This window comes from Maribacter sp. Asnod2-G09 (assembly GCF_045063795.1).
Taxonomy (GTDB): Bacteria; Bacteroidota; Bacteroidia; order Flavobacteriales; family Flavobacteriaceae; genus Maribacter.
This window is the reverse complement of record NZ_JBEFOA010000005.1, coordinates 1,468,707-1,494,102: the sequence shown is the minus strand read 5'-3', so window position 1 is coordinate 1,494,102 and position 25,396 is coordinate 1,468,707. Positions and strand designations below refer to the sequence as shown.

Here is a 25,396-nt window from a genome sequence, read left to right as displayed (position 1 = left end):
ATTACTGCTTGTCAAATTCCATTTCCATGCCATTAATTCAATTTTCTGATTTACAGTTTATTACATTTCAAACCAAATTACTAAGTGTCAAATATTTAGACAGATTATGTCTAATATATTTACAGCTAATATTACTCCGACCGTAAGCTTTTTACCGGATTAGCCCTTGCAGATTTCACAGCGTGATAACTTACTGTAAGTACAGCAACTGTCACTGCAATTAGACCCGCCAAAGCAAACACCCACCAACTAATATCAATTTTATAGGCATACACATTCAGCCATTTATTCATGGCGTACCACGCAAAAGGTGTTGCAATTACTATGGATATCAATACTAATCTTATAAAATCTTTTGATAACAGTGTTACGATACTGGAAACTTCAGCACCTAATACTTTTCGTATTCCTATTTCTTTAGTGCGCAACATAGCGCTATACGTAGCTAAACCAAACAGACCCAAACATGCTATTAAAATTGCTAAAAAAGAGAAAATGGTAAAAAGCTTTTTAAACATAAAATCGGCTTGATACTGTTCATTGAAACTATCATCTAAAAAACTATATAAAAATGGTCTATGCGGTGCTAACTCCGCCCATTTTTGTTCAATACTGGCAATAGCCTGTTGCATATTATCCGTCTTTACTTTTAAAGATATATACCTCCCGAATCGTGAGTATCGCATGGACAATGGTGCTACTTCTTGATGAAGCGATAAATAATTAAAATCTTTTACAACACCTACAACAGTCCCTTCTCTACCCCATTGCTGAAACTTTTTTCCAATGATATCCGCTGGGTCAGCATAGCCAAATGCTTTAACGGCAGCTTCATTCACAATCATTGCCTGTACCGAATCTGTTACAAATTCTCTTGAGTAAGGTCTACCCGCCACTACTTCTATTTCATAATGAGGAATAAAATCAAAATCAATTTCATACAGAAAAGGTTCAAAGTGCTTCATACTCCCTTCAAAAGTTTCTATTTCTGTTCCTGCTGCCGGAAAATGACCGCCAGGTACCGTTCTTGACCCTGCAACCGAAATGACTTCTGGTATACTTTTAAGTTCATCTTTTACCGTTTCAATGTTGTCAAGTATTTGACCATCCCAATTGAAATCTAGCACTAATTGTTGCTCATTGTCAAAACCTAAATTTTTGTTTAGCATAAACCCTAATTGAAAATACACGATAACCGTACTCGCGATCAAAGCAATAGACAAACTGAATTGAAATATCACCAAGCCTTTTCTAAGGTTCACTCCTTGTGGCGATGAGCTTATTAACCCTTTTAAGACACTGGCAGGCTTAAAGCTTGATAAAATAAACGCGGGATAACTACCTGAAAATAAACCGGTAATGATAGCTGTACCAAAATACAATGGCAACATGTAAGAGTTAAAAATTTCGTTGATATTAAATTGCTTTCCCGTAATGCTAGACAACCATGGAATACACATAAAAACCAATACCAAACCTATAATTGCAGATATTATTACCATAACCAAAGACTCACCTAAGAATTGGTAAACAAGTCCTTTTTTATCGGCACCAATAACTTTTCTGACCCCTACTTCTTTTGCCCGCTCCATAGATCTTGCGGTAGCCAAATTCATAAAATTTATACTCGCTATTACAAGTATAAAAAGACCGATTATAGCAAAAATGTAAATGTTTGGCAGACTACCTACAATACCTGGTTGACGAACGGCACTAGATTTTAAATAGGCATCTTTTAATGGTTCGAAACTAAGATTATAGAAATACTCTTTTTCCTCTTCATCTCGGCGTTTATCTAAAAAATCTGGCATTTTTGATTGAAAGGCATCGACATTAAAATTTTTGCCTACCAAAAAGTAGGTGTAAAAATCTACGTAGCCCCAAGCATCAAATATCTCGGGTCTAGATTGATAAAATGAACTCATGGAAAGCAATACATCAAAACTAAAATGTGAATTCTGAGGTACGTCTTTCATAATACCGGTAACCGTGTACTGCCCATCATTGGCCCTACCACCAACACCTTCAATTACTTTACCCATAGGATCCTCATTACCAAAATACTTTTTCGCCGTGGTTTCGGTCAGTACGATGGAATATGGCGCCTCTAATGCCGTTTCTGGATTACCAGAAATTAAAGGCCAAGTAAATACATTAAAAACAGAAGCATCTACATAAAAGCAATCACTCTCTTGAAATGAATTGGAGTTGTATTCTAACAATACATCTGACCTTCCCGAAAATTGTACTTTCTCAATAACCTCTGAAAAATCTTCTTTGAGTGCTGGACCAACAGGGGCATTTCCCCAAATCCATTTATCTTTTGCATTATTAGAATCCATGTGATGCACAACCCTATAGATGTTATCTCCCTTTTCATGATAGCCATCATATGAAAGTTCGTTATTAATGAACATCAAAATCATTAGAAAACAAGCCATACCAATTGCCAGTCCGCCAATATTAATAATTGAATAGCCTTTATTCTTAGTTAGGTTACGCCAAGCAATTTTTAGATAGTTTTTGAACATGATTCTCGTTTTTTCCTCCCCCTAACCCCTCCAATACTTCGGCTACGCTCAGCACAAGTGGAGGGGGAATGGCTTGGTGATTATTATTTACTCCCTTCCCTTCGGAAGGGTTGGGGGATGGGATTTTACTCTGTACGTAAACTTTTAACCGGATTCGCTCTAGCTGCTTTTAAAGCTTGGAAGCTTATCGTTACTAACGCTATAACAATAGCGACAAAACCTGCAATTACAAAAGCCCATAGATCTATAGAAATACGATAAGAATACCCTTCTAACCAATTTTGCATTAATAGCCATGCAAGCGGACTAGCAATTAAAATTGCTATCACTACCAATTGCATAAAATCTTTAGACAACAAGCCTACAATACCTGTAATGCTAGATCCTAATACTTTACGAACTCCAATTTCTTTTCTACGTTGATCTGCTGTAAAGGCTGATAACCCGAACAAGCCTAAACATGAAATCAAAATGGCGAGTAATGCAAAAACCTGAGAAAGGCTACCTATCAACTTTTCACTTTTAAACTTCGCATCATAGGTGTCATCTACAAATTCGTACTCGAAAGGAAATGCGGGATTAAACTTTTTTAAAGACGCTTCCATAGCTGTCAAAGCCGATGTTGTTGCTATACCAGACTTCGCTTTTACGTACATAAAACTTGCATCACTAGGGTTATTAAAAAATATAACCGGATCACTAGATCCGTACATGTCATCGTATAAATAATCTTTTACCACACCAATTACTGGGTAATCACCTTCTACCGTTTTGCCTATAGCACTGCCACTACCCATCAACTTTGCAAAAGATTCACTTATAATAATATTGGTACTGTCTTGAACAGGGTTGTTACTAAATCCTCTACCTTCTACAATCTCCATCCCAGCGGTATTAAAGAAATCTGATGTAATACTTCTAATAGATACCAGCACATTTTCTGTATCGACACCTCCTTGCCATTCTAAATTAGATGTATTATTTCCACCGGATAAAATATCAGAATTAATGAGTCCGATGCTTTCAATCATTCCCGAAGCTTTCATGTCTTCTTCTATTGGGGTGAAGTTTTTAATCATATCTCCGGTTACGGGTATCTTAACCAGGTTTTCTTTATCATATCCTAAGTCACGTCCTTTTACATATTGTACTTGTTGGTAGACGATAATAGTACATATGATAAATACGATGGAAACTACAAATTGTGTAGCTACTAATCCTTTTCTAATAAATGATGCGCTCCCTTTTGTTTTGCGTGCTCCTTTCAACACATCTACAGGTTTAAAAGAAGATAAATAGAACGCCGGATACCAGCCCGCAACAATACCACACACCAGTGTTATGCCGACCAAGGTTAAAATATGAGTAGTATTAAATAAACTAAAGTCTAGTTGTTTATCTATCATGATATTAAACTGTGGCACCAGTAATTTTAATAACAAAACACTAATTACAGCAGATAACAAAGCTGTGATTACAGCCTCTGCCATAAACTGAGATATTAAACCTTTTCTTCCCGAGCCTAATACTTTTCGTACACCCACTTCATTTGCTCTTTTTTCACTTCTAGCGGTAGCCAAATTCATGAAATTGATGCAGGCAATCAATAATATGATTATTGCAATAAGGCTGAACAATCTTACATACGTGATTTGTCCTCCTATATTTTTGCCTCCTTCAAAAGCTGACCGTAAATGCCAGTCTTTCATAGAAAACAAAAATGCTATGGTTTCGTCATCTTCCGTTTTCATAGGAAGTATTGCTTTTACTTTATTATTGACAACATCAAAATTTGCCTCTGGAGAAAGTTCTACAAAAGTGTCTGAAAAATTAGACCCATAATCTTTCATCCACTCTTTACCCTCAGCAAATCTTTCAAACGGTGCCAACCAGTCAAAAGTATAGGTGACATTGTTTGGCAAATCTTCATAAACACCAGAGACAGTATAATTAGTTTCGTTATTTATTTTTACCACTTTATTAATGGCTGATGTGTTTTCTCCAAATAATTGGATAGCCGTTTCTTGTGAGATAACAATGGCATCTACATCTTTAAAAGCCCTTTCTAAATTGCCTTCTACAAAAGTTAGACTGAACATGCTTAAAAAATCTGGATCAGCAAATCGTCCGTTTTTATTAATAGAAGTATCATCTACCTGAAACAAAAAATCATCACTTTTTGTTCTTGCAGCTCCTACAATTCCTGGAACTTCTTGCTTTAATACTTCTGCTAACGGACCGGGAGTAGCTTGAAAAAATGTTCTCCATTCTCCATCGTATTGTTGGTTGGTAGGTATGTAATACACCACATCTTGTTTCGCAAAATCTTTATCATATCCTACCTCATCTTCTACCCAAAGTAAGATCATAGCGGCACAGGTTATCCCTATTGCCAGACCAAAAATATTCAATAGGCTATAGCCTTTATTCTTCCAAAGATTTCGCCAAGCGATTTTTATATAGTTCTTAAACATAGTTCTCGTTTTTTACTCCCTTCCCTTCGGGATGGGCTGGGGATGGGATATTTATTCTTTTCGTAAACTTTTCAAAGGTTGTATTAATGCTGCACCAACAGATTGATAACTTATAGTCAGTATTGCAATGGTTAACGCAATTAAACCTGCAGCTAGAAATATGCCCCAACCGATGGTGATATGATAGGCGAAATCTTGTAACCAACGGCTCATAATGTACCAACCAATAGGGATTGCAATAATGATGGATATCAAAATAAGCTTCATAAAATCTAACGTTAGTAGTCGGTATATACTTTTAAATGGTGCACCTAAAACTAACCTAATACTGATCTCTTTTTTACGTTGTTCTACCATAAAGGCAGAGAGTGCAAACAACCCTAAACATGCTACCAATATGGCGAACAGTGCAAAGCTGTTGAATATCTTACCCATACGCTCTACATCGTCATGCATACGACTAAACTCTTGGTCTAAAAAGCTATAATTTATAGACTGATTGGGAATGTTTTTATTCCATACAGATTCGATAGATGCCAATGCCTGATTCACATTTCCTTTTTCCAACTTCAACGATATGGACCCCAGATCTTTACCAATTACTAAAGACAATGAAGAAATATCTTCTTTTAGAGATTTAAAATGAAAATCATCAACCACCCCTATAACCGTAAATAGTTGTCCGTTGTTATTGATCTCTTTTCCAACGGCATTATCCAAGCCAAGCTCTCTTTGCATATTGGCATTTATAATGATGGAATTCAAAGAGTCTGAAGCAAACTGTCTAGAAAAATCCCTACCTGATTTTACTGTAATTCCCAAGGTTTTTATGTAATCGTAATCTACTCTCCAAATTTGAGCAGGTATGCCTCTACCTTCATTACCTTCATCTTCTCTTCTAAATGTATTACCGTTTCTACTGCCACCATCTACCGGCAAATAATTAGATATGGTCGCCGATTTTACCTGTGGCAATTGCAGTAATTGTTCTTTAAAATTTTCGGCACTATTTCCTAAAACTCCTGTTCCTTCTAGAATGACCACTTGTTCTTTATCATAGCCCAATTCTTTTTGAAGTATAAAGTCCATTTGTTGGTAAATAATCAATGTGGCTATAATCAGAATTACAGATGTAGAAAATTGAAAAATAACGAGTCCGCTTCTTAATTTTCCACTTTTACTACCAATGCTCAAACTTCCTTTTAATACATTAACTGGTTTAAAAGCTGACAAATAAAATGCAGGATAAAGCCCTGCCAAAGAACCTACTAACAGCGCAGCAATTAATATAATTGGCATGAACCACCACGCCGACCACGGCATTTCAATTGTTTTTGATGCGATAGTATTAAAAGAAGGTAATAATGCCCAAGACAATAAAACCCCTAATATAAAAGAGACAAAACTGAACAGTATTGATTCGGTCATGAACTGAACCACCAAGTTGCTTTTATAAGCACCAATAGTTTTTCTAAGTCCCACTTCTTTTGCCCTGTTTGCTGATTTTGCGGTAGAAAGATTTATAAAATTGATCACCGCTAACAGCAGCACGAAACCTGCAATAGCCGCAAATAGCCAAACGAATCTAATATCGCCATGCTTTAGTCCATCTGCCATTTTAATATCTGAATACAAGTGAATATCAGTGATAGGCTGAAGCTTATATTCCATGGTTCTTAGCACATCAATAAAATCTGGTGCGCGCCCTCTTTCTCGTTGTGCGGGAATGATATAGTCCTCAACAATAGAAACCATTTTTTTCTCTAGTTGCTGAACATCTGTATTTGGATCTACTAGAATATAAGTGAAGTAGTTTTGGTTGGTCCAACTGGAATTGGTGTTCTCAATGGGAATTAAAAAATCGTATGCTAAATGTGAATTTTTAGGTGCATCTTTCATAACACCGGTTACGGTATATGGCTTTGTAGCATCATTGTCTAAAATGATTGTTTCGCCTATAATCGTACCGCCTTTAAAATATTTTGCTGCTTTAGATTCTGAGATAACAATACTCTTCGGATTTGCCAATGCCGTGCTTGCATTACCTTGTTCGAGCTGAACTTCTAAGATCTCAAATGCTTCTTGGTCTGCAAGTAAAAATCCGTCTTCTAGGTTATTTTGTTTCTCACCAGCTAATCTAATACCACGTTTACCTGCTCCAAATATTCCTGTTGTATTAACTTTTCCTGCTTTTATAATTTCAGGAAAATCGCTTTGCAAGGCATCTGCAAAAGGTAATTGAAAGTGTGTGCTTTTCATTACTTCACCCTTATACATACCTTCTAGAACTACACGGTACATTTGACCCTTATTGGCATAGTGTTGATCAAAACCCACCTCATTGCGAATGAACAATGCAATTAAAAGACATGCCGCAATACCTACAGCGAAACCGCCAATTTTTATAGCGGCAAAGAGCTTATCTTTCTTTAAACTTCTCCAAGCAATTTTAAGATGGTTTCTAAACATGATTTTTTGATTTTTCCTCCCCTAACCCCTCCGAAGGAGGGGGATTGGTTTGGTGATTGATTGATGATACTCTATTATCCGTGATTAAGGGATAGGTTTGGTTTTTTGGCTGATTAGTTGTCTTCACTTCGGTTCTGTTCAATGAACATAGCCAATAATTGATTGATGAATAAACTCCTAACAACCCCCTTCGGGGGCATGGGGGATTACATCATGGCTCCGATTGCTCGGTTCTGGCTTTCAGTTACAATTTGACCATCGAATAGATTTACTACTCGGTGAGCATAGTGCGAATCTCTGTCTGAATGCGTTACCATCACTATTGTGGTTCCCTCTTGGTTTAGTTCTGTTAATAGGTTCATTACCTCGATTCCGTTTTTAGAATCTAAGTTTCCTGTTGGCTCATCGGCAAGTATTAATTTCGGATTAGTTACTACTGCTCTCGATATTGCCACACGTTGTTGCTGACCACCTGATAATTGCTGCGGAAAATGCTTTTCTCTATGCGCTATTTTCATACGCTCTAACACTTTCATTACTTTTTCTTTACGCTCTGCCTTACCCATCTTTAAATAGATTAATGGGAGCTCTACATTTTCAAATACTGTTAACTCATCGATAAGATTAAAGCTTTGAAAAACGAAACCTAAATTTCCTTTACGTAATTGGGTACGCTGACTCTCTTTTAATCCGCCTACTTCATTACCTGCAAAATTGTAGCTGCCATCTGTTGGGTTATCTAACATTCCAATAATGTTCAACAACGTAGATTTACCACAACCAGACGGACCCATGATAGCCACAAACTCACCGTCTTCTACTTTTAGGTTGACACTATTCAATGCCAAGGTTTCTACTTCTTCTGTTCTAAAACTTTTTTTAAGGTTCGTAATGGTTATCATATTCCGACTTTTTTGATTGTTATAGTGACATTGAGTTTCCCCAAATGTGACAGTTGGTTTTCTATTTTAATACTATTCTTTCGTCCTTTTCACCCTTCGGCTACGCTCAGGGTTCGAAACTGAACTTTATAGGTAGCTGAGCGAAGCCGAAGCTATTTCAACACTATTCTTTCAGCTTCACCGAAATTATCATAGTTACTTGTAATTACTTTTTCTCCAGGTTCTAAGCCTTCTAAAACCTCATAGAATCTAGAATTCTGTTTTCCTATTCTAATGTTTCTCTTAATTGCTTCTCCTCCATCAGGGTTTACTACAAAAATCCATTGTCCGCCAGTGCTTTGAAAGAAGCTACCTTTTGGTAATAATAGTGCGTCGTTAGATTCGCCTAACTGTAATTTAATATTATAGCTCTGACCTGAACGAATGGTCTCTGGTTTGCTATCGGTAAAAACCAAATCAACCTTAAACCTACCGTTTCTAACCTCAGGATATACTTTTCTTAATCGTAACGGGAACTCTGTTCCGTTACGCTCTAAAACCGCAACTAAATCTCTTTTAACCCTATCAATATAATGCTCATCGATTTCTGCTTCAATCTTATAATCAGTAAGTACATTAATCTGCCCTATTCGCTGCCCTTGTGCTATACTTTGCCCAATTTCGGCATCTAAAAATCCTAATTGACCATCTGCAGGAGCGCGAACATTTAAGTGATCTAGTCTTTGGTAAACCATACCCAAAGTCTTTTGCATACGGTCTAAATCTGTATCCAAACCTTTTAATGATGTTGAGCGTAATTCATCATCTTGTACAGTTTGTACTTTAATAATTTCATGCTGTTTTTGAGATAATTCATAATTTTCTTTTGATAACTGAAATGCTTCTCTAGAAATCAATTCATCATCGAACAGGGCTTTGTTCTGCTCATAATTTCTTTTCAAACGTTGTAAGTCTGTACTTGCCGTCGCCAATGACCTTCTGCCTTCTACCTGTCTTGAATCGAAACTCATTTTGGTTGACCTTAAATCATTTTGCTTTAATGCCAAGTTACTTTCGCTAGCCAAAATCTGCTCGTACAAATTCATGTTCTCTAGCTTCAAGATGATATCACCTTTCTTTACCATGGCACCCTCTTCTATAAGTTTCTCACTTACCCGACCACCTTCATAAGCATCCATATAAATGGTGGCTATTGGCGCAACACTACCGTTAATAGTAATATAATCATCAAATTTGCCTGCAGAAACCTCAGCGATTGAAAGCTTATCTTTTTCTGTTCTAAAGGTTGACACAGAACTGGCAAACAATAGCTGATACCCAACAAATAAAAGCAGTATACCTAATGCGATATAGCCGAAATGTTTTGGCTTCAATCCTTTTTTCTTTTCTAATTTTATATCCATCGTAATCGTTTATTCTTTGTTCGTTGTTCGTTGTTGGTTAATAGTTTTTCGTTACTTAATTATCTCCAACAATAATGTTGTTTATTAAAATTTCATTTCTTTTTTTAAAACAGCTCCTTCTATGTTCGTCAGTTTGCTTCGTGCCTCGCAAAGACGTTTTGCTTTATTGGTTCCCCCTTTGGGGGCTAGGGGCTTCAATATTAAAAACTGGCAAGCCTCTATAAAAATCTAATGTACTCTTATTGATTTCTGATCTTAATTTTACTTGTAAGTTTTCGTTCTGCGCACTCGCATATAAGTTTTTAGCTGTAAAAAGTTCTAATGCATTTATCAATCCTTTTTCATATCGTTTTTGTGCTATGGTAAAGGCTAAATTCTGCGCTTCCATTTTCTGATTGCTCTGTACCAATTCTACCAGCAAAGAATTATAATCTTGCACTAATTTTTGTATGGCTTGAAAAAGTACTTGTTCTTGCGTTTTTAAATTATTCTCTGCTCTTAGTTTTTCAATTTTAGATTGCTTTATTCTAGATCTTGCTGACCAACCATTACTTATTGGTACATTTAAATTGACACCAATATATTGCGAGGTATTATCTCGAAACTGCTCTCTAAATGGTAATGTATTGCCTAATGTATCTCTAAAAGTTTCGAAATACCCCGTACCAATACCTGCAAAGAACGATAGCGAAGGATATAATCTACCTCTAGAAACCGCCACTTGTTTTTTAGCCGCCTCTGCTCTAAATTCTTGTGCTTTTATCATAGGTATAAACTCCCTTGCCTCGGTGTAAACGGAATCAGATTTCATTTCTTGACTATTAAATTCTGATACTATTTCTTCTAAGTCTTTCTGGATCGTTATATCTGAAGTGTTCTCTAAATTCATTTCTTGAATCAAGGTCAACTTCGCTGAAGCCAATTGATTTTTGCTTTGAGTTACGTTCAATTTATCTGTCAATAGTAAAGATTCTGCTTCATATAAATCTGCACCTGCTTTCAACCCCAACTCTACCTGCTTCTCAACTAAGCTATAGTTCGATTGCGATACCGTTAATTGCTCTTTTGATATTTCTACCAATCCTTCAAAAAACTGAATATCATAAAAAGCTTGCATGACTCTAAATGCCAATAAATACTTTTGCTGTAATACTTCTTCTTGTGTTGCCTTAAATAACAACTTAGAAGCTTTTATGGAATTTATTTTTTGAAACCCCTGAAACAAATCAATCGAAGATTCTAAAGAGTAGTTATTCGAGTAAAAATCTAGATTTACGAATGTACCTGTGTTAGGATCTTCTGCTCTACCATAATTAATAAGATAGCTTGAAGAAGCATTTACCGATGGCAACAAATTACGAACCGATTGCCTGTAGGTTTCTCTGTTAGATTGATTGGTATATTTAAAGTCGTTCAACTGCAAATTATGCCCCATTGCATAAGAAACACATTCATCTAATGTCCAGTTTTCTTGAGCATGTATAGACCCCCAAATAGAGAGTAGTAAAAGTGTCGTTATTTTAAATTTTTGATTCATTTCTTCATTGGTATGCCATTCTCTATACTATATACGTGCCATAATTTTAAAATATTGATTAACAGCTTATTACAACATTAAAATAATCGCCACTTATTTACCAGTGTAAAAATGTTGTACAGATAATGTCAAAAATTTTTACACTGCCATGAAAATATAAACTTCTATGTGTAGATTTAAATCAGTTAATAGAATTTACCATGATAGATGCTAAAATACTTGTAGTAGATGATACCAAAAGTGTATTGAGCGCTTTAGAGATATTATTACAGTTTGAATATAAAAGTGTTCAAACCATATCAAATCCCAACCTGCTTACCTCTTTCCCGAACCTAAATGAAATTGATATCATTTTATTGGATATGAACTTTTCTGCGGGAGTGAATACCGGTAACGAAGGATTATATTGGTTACGAGAGATAAAAAAGAAAGCTTCACATATATCGGTCATTATGATGACAGCTTATGGTGCCGTTGAACTTGCGGTTGAAGCCATAAAAGAAGGCGCTACCGATTTTGTATTGAAACCTTGGAACAATGAGCGACTATTAACTACCGTAAAATCTGCCTATGAGCTTAGAAAGTCACAGAAAGAAGTTCAGCATTTAAAACAAAAAGAGAATAACCTTAAGCAAGTCATAAATCAGAATTCAAATTACATTATCGGGAATTCTAAAGCATTGAACAGTGTTCTTACTCTAGTACAGAAAGTTGCCAAAACCGATGTGAATATTTTAGTTACTGGCGAGAATGGCACAGGAAAAGAACTCATCGCCCGAGAGCTTCATAAATCATCTGTTAGAAATAACGAGGTTTTTATCTCGGTAGATATGGGTTCCATATCAGAGAATTTATTCGAGAGTGAACTTTTTGGTCATGTAAAAGGGTCTTTTACAGATGCTAAAGATGATCGCGCAGGTAAGTTTGAAGCTGCAAATGGAGGTACGCTTTTCTTAGATGAAATAGGAAACCTTTCTTTACAAATGCAAGCAAAACTATTATCTGTTATTCAAAATAGGGTTGTTGTGCGTGTAGGCTCCAATAAACCTGTACCAGTAGATATAAGATTGGTTTGCGCTACCAATTGCAATCTAGACCAAATGGTTGCTGACGGATTGTTTCGTGAAGATCTTTTATACCGAATAAACACCATACAAGTACAGGTACCTGCATTGCGCGATCGTGACAATGATGTTTTAGTATTATCTGATTTCTTCTTGAAAAAATTCGCCAATAAATACGGCAAACCTAGTTTAAAAATCAATCAATCTGCACAAGAGAAATTAATGAGCTACCCCTGGCCTGGTAATGTAAGAGAGCTTTTACATACCATGGAACGTGCTGTTATACTTTCTGAAGGAAATGTATTAAAACCAACCGATTTTCTGTTAGATACCAAGACTACGGTAACCATTGAAGGCGGACCAAAAACGCTAGAAGAAATGGAACTGGTGATGATCAATAAAGCGCTGAACGACCATGAAGGAAATTACAGTGCCGCTGCCGATCAATTGGGTATTTCGAGACAAACGCTTTACAATAAACTTAAAAAATCGGGTAAATAATGGTCAGCAAAAGTATATACTACCAGCTTGTTTTCAGGATTATTCTGATAGCCGTTTGTGCGCTACTCACCGCATTTCTATTTTTTAAAGAACATTACCTGCTCAGTGTTATTTTAAGTCTTGTTTTTATAGGACAGACATACGGACTCATACATTACGTGAATCAGACCAATAGAAAAATTGCTTATTTCTTTGATGCGATAAAGAATGAAGATTTTACCTTACGTTTTCCTGAAAAACTGAGTGTAAAATCTATTGAAGAACTCAACCAAAGCTTGAATATGCTGAATGGAATGATTCAAGATATTCATGTAAAAAAACAAGCCCAAGAGCAGTATTACCAAGAAATATTAAGGCAAGCAGACATTGGTATTTTTACCGTTAATGACAAGGGGCATATTTTATACGCGAACCCCACGGTACAAAACTTATTAAATTACAGGCCCTTAAATCATGTTAAGCAATTAAAGCAAATAGACCCTAATCTCTATAGTCTATTTGAATCTTTAGAGCCTTTTGAAAGCACGCTATATTCTTTAGGCAATGAACGTGGCAAAAAGGAATTGACCTTAAAATGTACGCCCATAGCAATTGAAGGCAAGCAGTTATTATTGGTCATTGTTCATGATATTCAAAAAGAATTAGATGATAAAGAAACTGATTCTTGGGTGAAACTAATTCGTGTTCTAACCCATGAAATCATGAATACCATTACTCCGATTACTTCTATTTCTGAGTCTATCTTAAAATACTTTAAAAAAGGAAATGTGCTTTCTACGCCCGAAGAATTCGGAGAACTTCAAATAAAAAATTCTGCAAAAGGTTTAGAGGTTATTAAAGAACAAGGCAATGATTTAATGAGTTTTGTACAGTCGTACCGAACATTTTTAAGTGTACCTGAACCTGATCGAGAATTAATACCCGCTAGCAAGATTTTAGAAAGAGTACGGTTATTATTACAAGAGTATACCAACGGACATAATATTACCTTAGAAGTATCATCTGAACCTGAAAATCTAGAACTTTATATTGACGAAAAACAGATTACCCAAATACTTTTAAACCTTGGCAAAAATGCCCAACAAGCGCTTGAAGGTCAAGATCAAGGTAGCATCATTATAAAAGCTGAAGAAGATGCGCAGGGTAAAAAATATATTACGGTTACCGATAACGGTCCTGGGGTTTCTGCGGAGTTATTAGATGAAATATTTGTTCCGTTTTTCACCACAAAAAATACTGGAACAGGTATCGGTTTAAGCTTAAGCAAGCAAATTATGCGAATGCACGGTGGGTCAATTCGGGTAGTATCGAATGAAAAGACAACATTTACTTTGACATTTCAATAGTCTTATAATTCCGCCTTGAGCTCTGTAAATGGATCCCAAAAGTAATTTTCTAATTGTACTATTTGTAAGTCTTTAATTACTACTCCCTCACCTTCCAACAGTTGTTGCATGAGATTGGTACCATCAAAATGATGTTTTCCAGTAAGTAAACCTGCTTTATTGACCACCCTATGTGCAGGAATGTCATCCATATTATGCGATGCATTCATTGCCCAACCTACCATTCTTGCACTACGTGCCGCACCTAAATATTTAGCTATAGCGCCGTAAGAAGTTACACGCCCTTCAGGTATTAACCGCGCTACCTGATATACTCTTTCAAAGAAATTCTCATTTTCAGGTTTCATCGGCTACATCCGTTTAATTAAACAATCTAAAAGCAGTGATTACAAATAGCAACACCATTAATCCGCTTAAAATAAAATTACTATTCTTAGAGAATGATTTTGTTTTATGCTCCCACTTATTAAAATAGATGACATATAAATACATAGCCAGAAAAGTGCCACTACCTGCAGCAAGAATAAACAAAACCTCATCTATTATTTTAAAGGTCATAAACCCTTGCGAATGAAAAACCGTATTCAAACCGCTATAATATGGTATCGCCAAAAGATTAATAAGTGCCAAGAATACGCCTTTAGAAAAACTATTTCGTTTTTTAGTCTCGGTAAGTATGAACGGCTTATTCTCTTGCTTTTTGCCCTTTATAAAAAATACTATTGCCAACACAAAGAAAATACCCAATGCCAATTGCATTAATATTTCTATAACATGCTGATTTCTAGAAATTAGTTTGGCAATTCGTACCGATACATACGTTTGCAACATTACGGCAAGTGCAACACCCAAACTAAAAATTATTCCATTTGCTTTTCCCTTTTCTACACTGGTCTTTGCCGCATTTAAATTCAGCAAACCGGGTGGTAGTGACGCGAAGAAAGCCGCACCTAAAGTGAATACAAATAAAATAGGTAATTGTTGCATTGAATCAGTTTACCTTGAACCTAATAAAAGTAATAGGCTTTCCCTTTTCAAGATACTGATTTTCATAGAAAGTCTGTATTTCTAAGACTTCTTTAGGGCTACCTTCATTCTTATACACATCGTGGTTGGCATAAAGCACCTCTAAACCAAGACCATGTAACAAACCTAAAGTATACCCATGCATGAACTCACTATCTGTTTTAAGATTTACGGTTCCTTCAGGTTTTAGTACTTGCTTGTAGCGCTCTAAAAATACCGCATTGGTCATACGGTGTTTAGTACGCTTATATTTTATCTGTGGATCAGGGAAGGTGATCCAAATTTCAGATACCTCTTCTTTACCAAAAAGATGATCCACCAATTCGATTTGAGTTCGAATAAAACAAACATTAGGTAAATCTCCCTCTACAGCCTCTTTCGCTCCTTTCCAAAATCGGGCGCCTTTTATATCAATTCCGATAAAATTCTTATTCGGAAATTTTTTCGCCAAACCAACGGTGTACTCTCCTTTACCACAACCCAATTCCAATACAATAGGGTTATCGTTTTTGAAATGGGTATTCCACTTTCCCTTCAACGGGAAACCGCCTACCACTTCTTCTCTTGTTGGTTGAATTACGTTTGAAAACGTCTCGTTTTCTTGAAATCTCTTTAATTTATTTTTACTTCCCACAATTATTACATCTAAACTGCGGCAAATCTAAGAAAAAAGAGAGGGTTAGCGATTATTGTACTTCCTCTATTTGAACGATACTTTTCTCTAGGGTAAAAGAAAACTCTGAACCGACCTCAACAGCGCTTTCTACGTAGATTTTTTCTCCGTGTGCTTCTATTACATGTTTTACAATGGCAAGACCCAACCCAGAGCCACCTTCACGACGACTACCACTTTGATCTACCCTGTAAAAACGTTCAAAAAGTCGAGGAATATGAACCGCAGGTATACCTTCACCATTATCAGTTACTCTTACAATAACCTTGTTCTTGACCAAGTTTTCTACACTTACTTCGGTTGTACCATTGTCATTGCCGTACTTAATGGAGTTAACCAGCAAATTGGTTAGCACCTGTTGTATTTTCTCTTTATCGGCAAATACGAATATGGGATCAACATATTCCATATCAAAAGTCAGGGTTATATTTTTCTTCGCCGCTTTCATCTCCAATAGATCAAATACACTTTGTATTAAATCTATAATATCGAACGAATGCTTTTCAAGAGTAAGATGCCCAACTTCTAACTTGGTTATTAGGTCTAAATCTTTTACAATATAAATTAATCGATCTACCGCTTTATTAGCTCTAATTAGATACTTTTTACGAACATTTTTATCATCAATAGCACCATCTAACAAAGTTTCTAGATACCCCTGAACAGTAAATAATGGTGTTTTAAGTTCATGCGAAACATTACCTAAAAAGTCTTTACGGTATTCTTCACGAATCTTTAAGGTGTCTATTTCAATTTTCTTATCCTTCGCAAATTTTTCAATTTCCGCAGTTAAGGTTCTCATATCAGTAGTAACAGGATACGAGAGTATAGTACTAGATTCTAACAACTCTACATCGTCATAAATTTTCTTGATTCGTTTGTAGATGAATTTTTCAATTCTTAATTGTAAGGTGATAAAAGAAATAATGAAAAAGAACAACGCTGCAAATAGCAAAATACCCCAATTTATGGTACTAAATCGCCATTGTAATAATGCTAGCACAGCTATGCCGATTATTACAATATAAAGCGATGAGCGAAACGCAAAACGATATGATTTTCTTGAACGAACTTTAGCAGCCATTTAGAGTACAAACTTATATCCTACTCCCTTAACGGTTTTAAAATGGTCTTCTCCAATTTTTTCACGAAGCTTTCTAATATGTACATCTATTGTACGACCACCAACAACCACTTCATTACCCCAAACTTTATCAAGAATTACTTCTCTTTTGAATACTTTGCTAGGTTTTGAAGTTAATAAAGCAAGAAGCTCAAACTCTTTTCTTGGTAAAATGATCTCTTTACCTTTCTTAATAATTTTGTACTCTTCTCTATTAATAACGATATCACCTACCTGAGTAATATCTTCTTGAGCATTTTCATCATTTTTTAATCGTCTAAGAAGTGCATTTACTTTACTAACCAAAACTTTTGGTTTTATAGGCTTAGTAATGTAATCGTCTGCACCTGCATCAAAACCTGCTACTTGAGAATAATCTTCTCCTCTAGCAGTTAAGAAGGTAATAATAGTATTTTCCATACCAGGCGTTCTTCTTAGAATCTCACAAGCTTCAATACCATCCATCTCGGGCATCATTACATCTAGTATAATAAGGTGTGGCATTTTCTTTTTTGCCTTGGCAACACCATCAGCTCCATTTTTAGCAGTATACACATCGTACCCTTCAGCAGATAAATTATAAGCCACTATCTCTAGAATATCTGGTTCATCATCAACTAAGAGTATCTTAATGTCCTTCTTTTTCATGGTTTTCAAATTAGATTGATTCGCTCAAAAGTAAAGATAATACTATTACTGCAACGTCAGTTAACATTGATTTAATGTAGTAACGTTTACATAACATTAACAAAATAAATGTTTAACATGGATCTAACCCGAACATTACAACCTCTCTGTTTCTTTGCCGCTGATTAAAGAATCGATATATCTAATGAACAAGTTACTATTTTTTACATTCCTTTTTATCGCTATTATTTCTAGTGCACAAGACACAGGAAGCATTGTTGGAACACTTACAGACAAAGAATTAAACGACGAACCATTACCATTTGCAAACGTATTATTAAAAGGTACTACTAAAGGTACTACTTCTGATTTTGACGGATTATATGAGATTTCAGACATTGAGCCTGGTACCTATACTATATCATTTAGTTATTTAGGATACGAAACTGTTGAAATGCCGAATGTTGAAATTGTAGCAGGTAAGTCTACCACTATTAATGTTTCACTTAGCGCATCGCAAGGTGTTTCTTTAGACGAGGTAACAGTAACAACTGTAGCCCGTAAAGATTCTGAGACAGCGTTATTATTGGATCAGAAAAGAGCTATCGAAATTAAAGAAAGCATAGGTGCTGTTGAACTTGCTAAGATCGGAGTATCTGATGCTGCTACTGCAACTACAAAAATATCTGGGGTATCTAGTAGCGAAGCCTCTGGCGATGTTTTCGTTAGAGGATTAGGTGATAGATATTTATCTTCTACACTAAACGGACTTCCTGTGCCGTCTGATGATATTGACAAAAAGAATATCAACCTTTCTTTATTCCCAACACGTGTTCTTCAGAATGTAAGTATCAGTAAAACATACGGAGTAGAAGGGTCTGCCGATCAAGCTTCTGGTACAGTAAATATTACTTCTAGAGAATTAGCGGGTTCTAGTGAACTAGCAATTGGCGTTTCTGGTGGTGTAAATTCTAATGTAGCTAAAAGCGGAGTTTACGATAACTTTAGAATATCACAGAATTCTAAGAATACAACATTCGGTTTCTACGACCAAAATCTTTCGACACAACAGTTAATTACTAACCAAGGGTGGAATACTTTACGACAAGAAAACCCGATGGACTATTCTATGTCTATCGCAGCAGGTAAGAAAATAGCAGATAAGCTTGCTATATTCTTTACAGCTTCTCACTCAAGATCTTTTGAGCATAGAGAAGGGGTCTTTAGACAATACCGTTCTAACTTTATAGATGATACAATTACAGATGCAACTACGTATCAAAAGAAAATTGTAAATACGGGGTTATTAGATATTACTTATTTAGCCAACGCTAAAAACAAAATTAAGTCAAGCACCTTTTTCGTTAATAAACTAGATGAAAATGTTTTTGAAGGCGGTCGTAATGGCGAGGCAACAATCTTTGAAGAAACTAGCCCTAGTGAAGGACTTTTTCAATTTATTAGAGATCAGAACACAAAACAAACTAGACTATTAGTAACGCAATTAATAGGTAGACATCAAATTGGTGAGAAAAACACACTGAATTGGGCTGCAGGTTATAACCTATTAAATGCCGATGAACCAAATAGAATTAGAAATGAAGTCAATTTTGATCCAGATGGCACACTTGTTCAACTAGGTAGAAATGGTGGTTTTCAACAACGTAAGTCGAGTCAAAAAATTGAGGACAACGAATTCAGTGCTTACTTAAAAGACGAATTAAAAATCATTGATGAGGAAACAAGAAACTTTAAGTTAAACTTTGGTCTTTCCTATAGAAATAAAGAACGAGATTTTAGTTCTGAATTTGTTGGTGTAGAAGAAGTGAATACAAATGCAGTTAACCCATCATCTATTGATGATCTTGGTGCAGTTTTTCGTCAATCTTATTTTGATGCGGGACTCTTAGAAATTAATCTTTTAGGCTCAAATGCAAATGACGAAAGAAAAGACATCTATTTAGGAACTTTAGATTCTAAAGCTGCATTCTTTTCTTTTAATGTCGGACTTGAACAATGGAATTTTGATGCAGGCCTACGTTTTCAAAGAGATGAAATTAAAGTTGCTTACGATATAGGAAACCTTTCGCCTAGAACAGGAGACAGCAATCAAGATTACAGCAACTTCTACCCTAGCTTAAATATAAAGTACACTATTAACGAACTAAACGCATTACGTTTAGCAGTTAGCCGCACGATTACATTACCAGAATTTAAAGAAATAGCGCCTTTTAACTATGTTTCTCCTACTGGTCAAATAACTAGAGGTAATCCAGATTTAATAGCTTCAAAAGATATTAATCTAGATTTAAAATGGGAATACTTTCCGTCTGCCGCTCAACTTGTTTCTGTTGCTGCATTCTATAAAGATATATCTGACCCAATCAACAGAGTTAGAGAAAGAGGTTCTGCAGGTATTTTCTCTTACTTCAACTCTGGTGAGAAAGCTGAAATTTTTGGTCTTGAAGCAGAAACTAAATTAGATTTAGTAACTCCTTCTTACAACGATGACGATGGTTCAGAATCTGGTTACAACCTTAACATGGTTCTTAATGTAACCCGTATGTGGCATCAACAAGATTTAAAAGAAATTTATAACGATGAAGGTAATTTGTTAAGAAGCTTTCAATATAAAGGTATCACCAAAACCGATCTTCAAGGTGCTTCTGATTGGATTTTCAATACTAGTTTAAATTATGATACTGCTGGTGACAATCCATTTGCAGCATCTATAAATGCAAATTACGCATCAGACAAAATTTATTCTTTAGGGGTACCTACCGATCAAACCAATAGAGACATTTTTTATGATGACGCTATCGTTGAAAATGGTTTCGTAGTCTTAAATGCCCAAATCAGTAAAGAATTTGGTGAGCATATTAAAGTAAGCCTTACAGGTAAAAACTTATTAAATCCAGAAATAAAACAAACACAATTAATTCGCAATCCGGTAACTGAAATAGAATTAGAGCAAACTGTTAGCTCTTACTCTACCGGTATGGGAATAAGCTTAGGGCTTAATTACAAATTCTAATTAGAAACTCTCAATACTCACTAATCTTTAATTTTAATCTTTTAAAATGTTTATTATGAAATTGAAAACGAAAAATTTTGTAAAAGTTTTTGCTCTTGCAGCAGCTATTACCTTTGCCAGTTGTAGTAGTGATGATAATGATCCAGATAATGGACCAGATGCTGTAGCACCGACTTGTACCGATGGTATAAAAAATGGTGATGAAACAGGTGTAGATTGTGGTGGTTCTTGTACTGCTTGCGAAGCAACAAACCCAGAAGAAAGCACAGTTTTAACTGGTGAATTAACTGAAGAAAGAACACTTGACGCTACTAAAACCTATTCATTAGAAAAAAATTATAGTATTGAAGCTGGGGCTAAATTAATTATACCTGCAGGAACCGTAATCAACGCAACTGTTGAAACAGGTGACGAAACTTCAACATACATTGTTGTTCAAAGAGGTGGTGAAATAGATGTACAGGGTACAGCTGTTGCTCCTGTAACTATGCAATCTACAGGTGGTCAACCTGGTCAATGGGGCGGATTAGTAATCTTAGGTGATGCAACTACTACCGAAGGTGTTGACGCAACTGCAGAAGTTGGTAACTTTAAATATGGTGGATCTACAAATGATGATAATTCTGGTTCAATTTCATATTTAATTATAAAGCATGCAGGTGCTCAAATCGATGCAGAATCTCAATACAATGGTCTTACGCTTTATGCTGTAGGTTCTGGTACAACTATTGACAACGTTGCAATGATCGATGGTGATGATGATGGTGTTGAGTTTTTTGGCGGAACTGTTTCTGCTACTAACTTATACTTCGAGAACAACCAAGATGACTCTATCGACTGGACAGAAGGTTGGAACGGTACTGTTACCAATGCATATGTTCTTCATACTAAAGAAGGTTTCTCTACAGCTGTTGAAGCTGATAAAGCGAATGGAAATCCTCAATTAATAAACTTTACTGCCGTTTCTACTGTAGGTGGTACTGCTTTACAATTCAAAGCAACTTCTGGAGCAACGATAACCGGACTTTCTTTGAGTGGTTACGAAACTTCGATTGACATGAAAGACGATGGTCCTTTGGCTAACGTAATTATAGAAGGTGAAGCTGGTAACCCAGACAATAGCTACAATGCAAATGCAACAGTTGATATCGCAATTTTTGATTGGGTAAATACAGATGCAGCCGTAGGTAGCAGCATTTTAACAGGTAACTTAACTAGCGACCTTACTTTAGATGCAGGTATAAACTACTTCTTATCTAAAAACTTAAGCGTTGAAGATGGCGCTACACTTACAATACCTGCAGGTACAAAAATTACTGCTCAAGTTGAGTCTGGCGACGAAACTGAAACTTATATTGTAGTACAAAAAGGTGGAATGATTTCAATAGAAGGTACTGCTGCTAACCCAGTAGTTATGACTTCTACAAACGATAATCCTGGAGATTGGGGCGGATTAGTGATTTTAGGTGATGCCACTACTACAGAAGGAGTAGATGCAACTGCTGAAGTAGGTAACTTTAAATATGGTGGTACTACTGATGATGACAATTCTGGTTCAATTAGCTACTTGATAATTAAGAATGCTGGTGCTCAAATTGATGCTGAATCTCAGTACAACGGACTTACACTTTACGCTATAGGCTCTGGAACAACTATTGACAATGTTGCTATGATCGATGGTGAAGATGACGGAGTTGAGTTCTTTGGCGGAACAGTTTCTGCTACTAACTTGTATTTCGAAAACAACCAAGATGATTCTATTGACTGGACAGAAGGTTGGAACGGAACTGTAACAACTGCTTATGTACTACATAATGTTGAAGGTTTTTCAACTGCTGTTGAAGCTGATAAAGCAAACGGTAATCCTAAGTTAATTGACTTTACTGCTGTTTCTACTGTTGGCGGTACTGCTTTACAATTCAAAGCGACTTCTGGTGCTACCTTAACTAACGTAAGCCTATCTGGTTATGATACTAATGTAGACATGAAAGACAATGGTCCTTTAGAAAATGTAATTGTTGACGAAACTGCACTTACTACAGCTGAAGACGATGTTTTTAATGGAACTGCAGTTGATGTTGCAATTTTTGCTTGGGCAACTGGAAACTAATTAACAGTATTATATATATTTTAAAAGCCCGCAAATTGCGGGCTTTTTTTGTTTAGAATAATTCTTACAATTAAAGACTACACGCTACTTAAAACCACAATAAAATAGGTAGTTAAGGTCATAAATAGTGCATTTCATCGATTATATTGCATTTCATCGATCTTTTCACAATATCTACTCTTACAAAAATAAAAAGGACTGTTAAATTCCTATATTTGTGGCATAGCATTTGTAACCAGCTATATATGAAGCACCTTTACCTAATCATCTTCTTTTTTATTATTTCTTTCAGCTATGGACAAAGTACCCAAAGCAATGGAGATATTGATGGTTTTAGTATGTATCCAAATCCGGTTACTACAGGTAAAGTTTATATCTCCACAAATATTAACGCACCTAAAGAAATTTTCATCTACGATGTATTTGGTACGTTGTTATTAAAGACAACGATTTTAGGTAAAGAATTAAACCTTTCTGATCTAGATGCCGGTGTTTACGTATTACGTGTTCTTGAAAAAAACAAGATGTGTACACGTAAGTTAATTGTAAAATAGCCCAATTATACGTTTTCCTTCTCTCATTTTCAATTAACCACTATCGGTTAACTACACGTTTTTACGACGAAATACTTCACGTATTTCATTGACCTACATAAATTTAGCTTTCACAACATTTTCGGTGTTCAAGCTACACTTAACCATACCTTTGAAGTGTTGATCCCAAATCAATATCAAATGAAGAAAATCTACTTTATGCTATTTATGGTAGTCTCCGTTGGGGTATATGCCCAAGACACTATAGATATCAACAACCTACGTAACGATGAAATTGTCGGTTTCAAATTATACCCCAACCCAGCAATAGCAGATGTTGTTTATGTAACAACACAAAACAACAACCTTAAAGAGGTTAGAGTTTATGATGTATTCGGTGAGCTAGTCTTAACCGAAAAATTATCTACAAAGGCAATGAACATTTCTAGATTATCACCTGGTGTTTATGTTGTTCAAGTAACTGAAAACGAAAAATCAATTACCCGCAAGCTTGTGGTGAAATAAATAACCTACATATTTTCATCTCAAAACAATTAAAATAATTTGGTTCAGTACCTTTACCAGAATTGGTACCGAACATGAAGCATAATGCTATTTTTGATATACAAACGGATGGGGATTTTCTAACCCAAGCATTGCGTATCTTCAAGTTTCAATACCAAAACAACATAGTCTATCAAAATTTTTGCACGTATTTAAACGTGCAACCAGATGCTGTTCAAACTTTAGAACAGATTCCTTTTTTACCTATAGAATTCTTTAAGTCTAAAGATGTTCTTAGCACGACCGATACACCAGAAATTACATTTACCAGTAGCGGCACCACAGGTAGTGAAACCAGTAAGCACTTTGTTACCGACTTAAATCTCTACGAGCAGAGTTATTTAAAGGCTTTCAACCACTTTTACGGAGATATTGCCGACTATTGTGTTCTTGCTCTGTTACCCTCTTATCTAGAACGCACAGGCTCTTCATTAATCTATATGGCAGATGATTTGATTAAAAAATCGAATCACCCAAATAGCGGATTCTTTTTAAATGAATACGAACAACTGCACGAGCTACTTATTGAACTTCAAAAAACGGACACTAAAATATTGATTATAGGTGTTTCTTTTGCCTTGCTAGAATTTACCGAGCAATACCAGATGTCTTTCCATAACACTATTGTTATGGAAACTGGCGGAATGAAAGGGCGAAGAAAAGAAATTGTACGTCAAGAATTACATGAGTTGCTATCAACAGGATTTGGTGTACAAAACATACATTCTGAATACGGAATGACAGAACTTTTGTCGCAAGCATACTCTAAAGGAAATGGGGTTTTCGACTGCCCAGCTTGGATGAAGATTTTAGTGCGCGATACCGAAGACCCACTTAGCTATTTAAACAATGGCAAATCTGGCGGAATCAATGTAATCGATTTAGCAAACATCAATTCATGCTCCTTTATTGCCACTCAAGATTTAGGTAAAATAAACCAAGACAGCACTTTTGAAATTATCGGAAGATTCGATAATTCTGATATTAGAGGGTGCAATTTAATGGTGCTTTAATTCTTACTCAGCGAATAATCTAACCCAGGTCCGTCGCAAGCCATCCACAGGCTTGAAATCGTGGTTGAATTTCTGTACATTAAAAGCTCTTTATCGTCGCCCGTACAATTACCTGCTAATTCGTTACCGGTTTCAAAAGTAAGTTCTAGGTAGTGATTAAGATCATTTTCATATTCTACGACCTCAAAATTACCCGTAGCCTCAACAAGCTCATCACCAATAGTTCTCGATTTTACAAAAGTACCTTCTGGTGAAAAAATGTAATATTCTTGCCATTCCATTTCCTCTCCTGCAGTTTCTGAGTTTTGAAAACTGCCAGACATTTGAGTTAACTCCCATTTTTGCTCTGAGAATACAAATTGTGTTGACTCTAAACCGAAATCATCGTCATTAGCACAAGAGGCAAGAAATACAAGAAACAAGAACAAAAGGGCATATCTTTTCATAGAACAAAGATGTTTAACTA

Annotated in this window: 19 protein-coding genes; 7 read left to right on the top strand and 12 right to left on the bottom strand. The window is 35.8% G+C overall.

Features of this window, described 5'->3' with window-relative positions; all coding sequences use genetic code 11:
• Nucleotides 1–131: 131 nt before the first annotated feature.
• The 6 genes from ACJJVT_RS18530 to ACJJVT_RS18505 all read right to left on the bottom strand — a co-directional run bounded on the left by ACJJVT_RS18530 (nucleotide 132) and on the right by ACJJVT_RS18505 (nucleotide 11,316).
• Nucleotides 132–2,531: an ABC transporter permease gene (locus ACJJVT_RS18530; RefSeq protein ID WP_405400706.1), complete on the bottom strand. Its 2,400-nt coding sequence runs from the start codon at nucleotides 2,529–2,531 to the stop codon at nucleotides 132–134.
• Nucleotides 2,532–2,656: 125 nt separating this feature from the next.
• Nucleotides 2,657–5,005 carry an ABC transporter permease gene (locus ACJJVT_RS18525; RefSeq protein ID WP_405400704.1) on the bottom strand — a complete coding sequence of 783 codons (2,349 nt, stop codon included), beginning with the start codon at nucleotides 5,003–5,005 and terminating at the stop codon, nucleotides 2,657–2,659.
• 51 nt (nucleotides 5,006–5,056) lie between these two features.
• The gene (locus tag ACJJVT_RS18520; RefSeq protein ID WP_405400702.1) at nucleotides 5,057–7,474 is read right to left on the bottom strand and encodes an ABC transporter permease; all 2,418 of its coding nucleotides are present in this window, start codon (nucleotides 7,472–7,474) and stop codon (nucleotides 5,057–5,059) included.
• Between the two features lie 206 nt (nucleotides 7,475–7,680).
• The gene (locus ACJJVT_RS18515) at nucleotides 7,681–8,376 is read right to left on the bottom strand and encodes an ABC transporter ATP-binding protein (RefSeq protein WP_299322055.1); all 696 of its coding nucleotides are present in this window, start codon (nucleotides 8,374–8,376) and stop codon (nucleotides 7,681–7,683) included.
• Nucleotides 8,377–8,528: 152 nt separating this feature from the next.
• Complete coding sequence (locus ACJJVT_RS18510; RefSeq protein WP_405400700.1) at nucleotides 8,529–9,779, bottom strand: efflux RND transporter periplasmic adaptor subunit; 1,251 nt, start codon at nucleotides 9,777–9,779, stop codon at nucleotides 8,529–8,531.
• A 163-nt stretch (nucleotides 9,780–9,942) separates the two neighbouring features.
• Nucleotides 9,943–11,316 (bottom strand): TolC family protein, encoded by a 1,374-nt coding sequence (locus ACJJVT_RS18505; protein WP_405400698.1) that lies wholly within the window; start codon nucleotides 11,314–11,316, stop codon nucleotides 9,943–9,945.
• Between the two features lie 200 nt (nucleotides 11,317–11,516).
• Between ACJJVT_RS18505 and ACJJVT_RS18500 the strand changes: the two genes are divergently transcribed.
• Together ACJJVT_RS18500 and ACJJVT_RS18495 are read left to right on the top strand one after the other, a co-directional pair.
• On the top strand, nucleotides 11,517–12,881 hold the full coding sequence (locus tag ACJJVT_RS18500; protein WP_405400696.1) for a sigma-54-dependent transcriptional regulator: 1,365 nt from the start codon (nucleotides 11,517–11,519) through the stop codon (nucleotides 12,879–12,881).
• Nucleotides 12,881–14,227: a sensor histidine kinase gene (locus ACJJVT_RS18495; RefSeq protein ID WP_405400695.1), complete on the top strand. Its 1,347-nt coding sequence runs from the start codon at nucleotides 12,881–12,883 to the stop codon at nucleotides 14,225–14,227. The genes ACJJVT_RS18500 and ACJJVT_RS18495 overlap by 1 nt, the downstream gene beginning before the upstream one ends.
• 2 nt (nucleotides 14,228–14,229) lie before the next feature.
• Here ACJJVT_RS18495 and ACJJVT_RS18490 read toward each other — a convergent pair whose 3' ends face one another.
• From ACJJVT_RS18490 to ACJJVT_RS18470, 5 genes are read right to left on the bottom strand one after another with little or no spacing between them, the layout of a single operon-like run.
• Entirely contained in the window at nucleotides 14,230–14,574 is a 345-nt protein-coding gene (locus ACJJVT_RS18490) for an MGMT family protein (RefSeq protein WP_027065899.1), read from the bottom strand.
• Nucleotides 14,575–14,587: 13 nt separating this feature from the next.
• Nucleotides 14,588–15,214, bottom strand: coding sequence for a LysE family transporter (locus tag ACJJVT_RS18485; RefSeq protein ID WP_405400692.1), 627 nt, complete (start codon nucleotides 15,212–15,214; stop codon nucleotides 14,588–14,590).
• Nucleotides 15,215–15,218: 4 nt separating this feature from the next.
• Complete coding sequence (gene trmB / locus ACJJVT_RS18480; RefSeq protein ID WP_405400691.1) at nucleotides 15,219–15,887, bottom strand: tRNA (guanosine(46)-N7)-methyltransferase TrmB; 669 nt, start codon at nucleotides 15,885–15,887, stop codon at nucleotides 15,219–15,221.
• Nucleotides 15,888–15,939: 52 nt separating this feature from the next.
• Nucleotides 15,940–17,010 (bottom strand): cell wall metabolism sensor histidine kinase WalK, encoded by a 1,071-nt coding sequence (locus ACJJVT_RS18475; protein WP_299800509.1) that lies wholly within the window; start codon nucleotides 17,008–17,010, stop codon nucleotides 15,940–15,942.
• Nucleotides 17,011–17,697 carry a response regulator transcription factor gene (locus ACJJVT_RS18470; protein ID WP_299800508.1) on the bottom strand — a complete coding sequence of 229 codons (687 nt, stop codon included), beginning with the start codon at nucleotides 17,695–17,697 and terminating at the stop codon, nucleotides 17,011–17,013.
• Between the two features lie 184 nt (nucleotides 17,698–17,881).
• On the opposite strand from ACJJVT_RS18470, the gene ACJJVT_RS18465 reads away from it, so the two are divergent.
• The 5 genes from ACJJVT_RS18465 (at nucleotide 17,882) to ACJJVT_RS18445 (ending at nucleotide 24,930) form a co-directional block, all read left to right on the top strand.
• Nucleotides 17,882–20,710 (top strand): TonB-dependent receptor domain-containing protein, encoded by a 2,829-nt coding sequence (locus tag ACJJVT_RS18465; RefSeq protein ID WP_405400689.1) that lies wholly within the window; start codon nucleotides 17,882–17,884, stop codon nucleotides 20,708–20,710.
• A 55-nt stretch (nucleotides 20,711–20,765) separates the two neighbouring features.
• A complete protein-coding gene (locus ACJJVT_RS18460) occupies nucleotides 20,766–22,820 on the top strand; it encodes a hypothetical protein (RefSeq protein ID WP_405400688.1) in 2,055 nt (684 codons plus the stop codon).
• 245 nt (nucleotides 22,821–23,065) lie between these two features.
• Nucleotides 23,066–23,374 (top strand): T9SS type A sorting domain-containing protein, encoded by a 309-nt coding sequence (locus ACJJVT_RS18455; protein WP_036157027.1) that lies wholly within the window; start codon nucleotides 23,066–23,068, stop codon nucleotides 23,372–23,374.
• 180 nt (nucleotides 23,375–23,554) lie between these two features.
• The gene (locus ACJJVT_RS18450; protein WP_405400686.1) at nucleotides 23,555–23,878 is read left to right on the top strand and encodes a T9SS type A sorting domain-containing protein; all 324 of its coding nucleotides are present in this window, start codon (nucleotides 23,555–23,557) and stop codon (nucleotides 23,876–23,878) included.
• Nucleotides 23,879–23,952: 74 nt separating this feature from the next.
• Nucleotides 23,953–24,930, top strand: coding sequence for an acyl transferase (locus ACJJVT_RS18445; RefSeq protein WP_405400684.1), 978 nt, complete (start codon nucleotides 23,953–23,955; stop codon nucleotides 24,928–24,930).
• Here ACJJVT_RS18445 and ACJJVT_RS18440 read toward each other — a convergent pair.
• A complete protein-coding gene (locus tag ACJJVT_RS18440; protein WP_405400683.1) occupies nucleotides 24,927–25,376 on the bottom strand; it encodes a hypothetical protein in 450 nt (149 codons plus the stop codon). The two genes, ACJJVT_RS18445 and ACJJVT_RS18440, sit on opposite strands and share 4 nt — an antisense overlap.
• Between the last annotated feature and the right edge of the window lie 20 nt (nucleotides 25,377–25,396).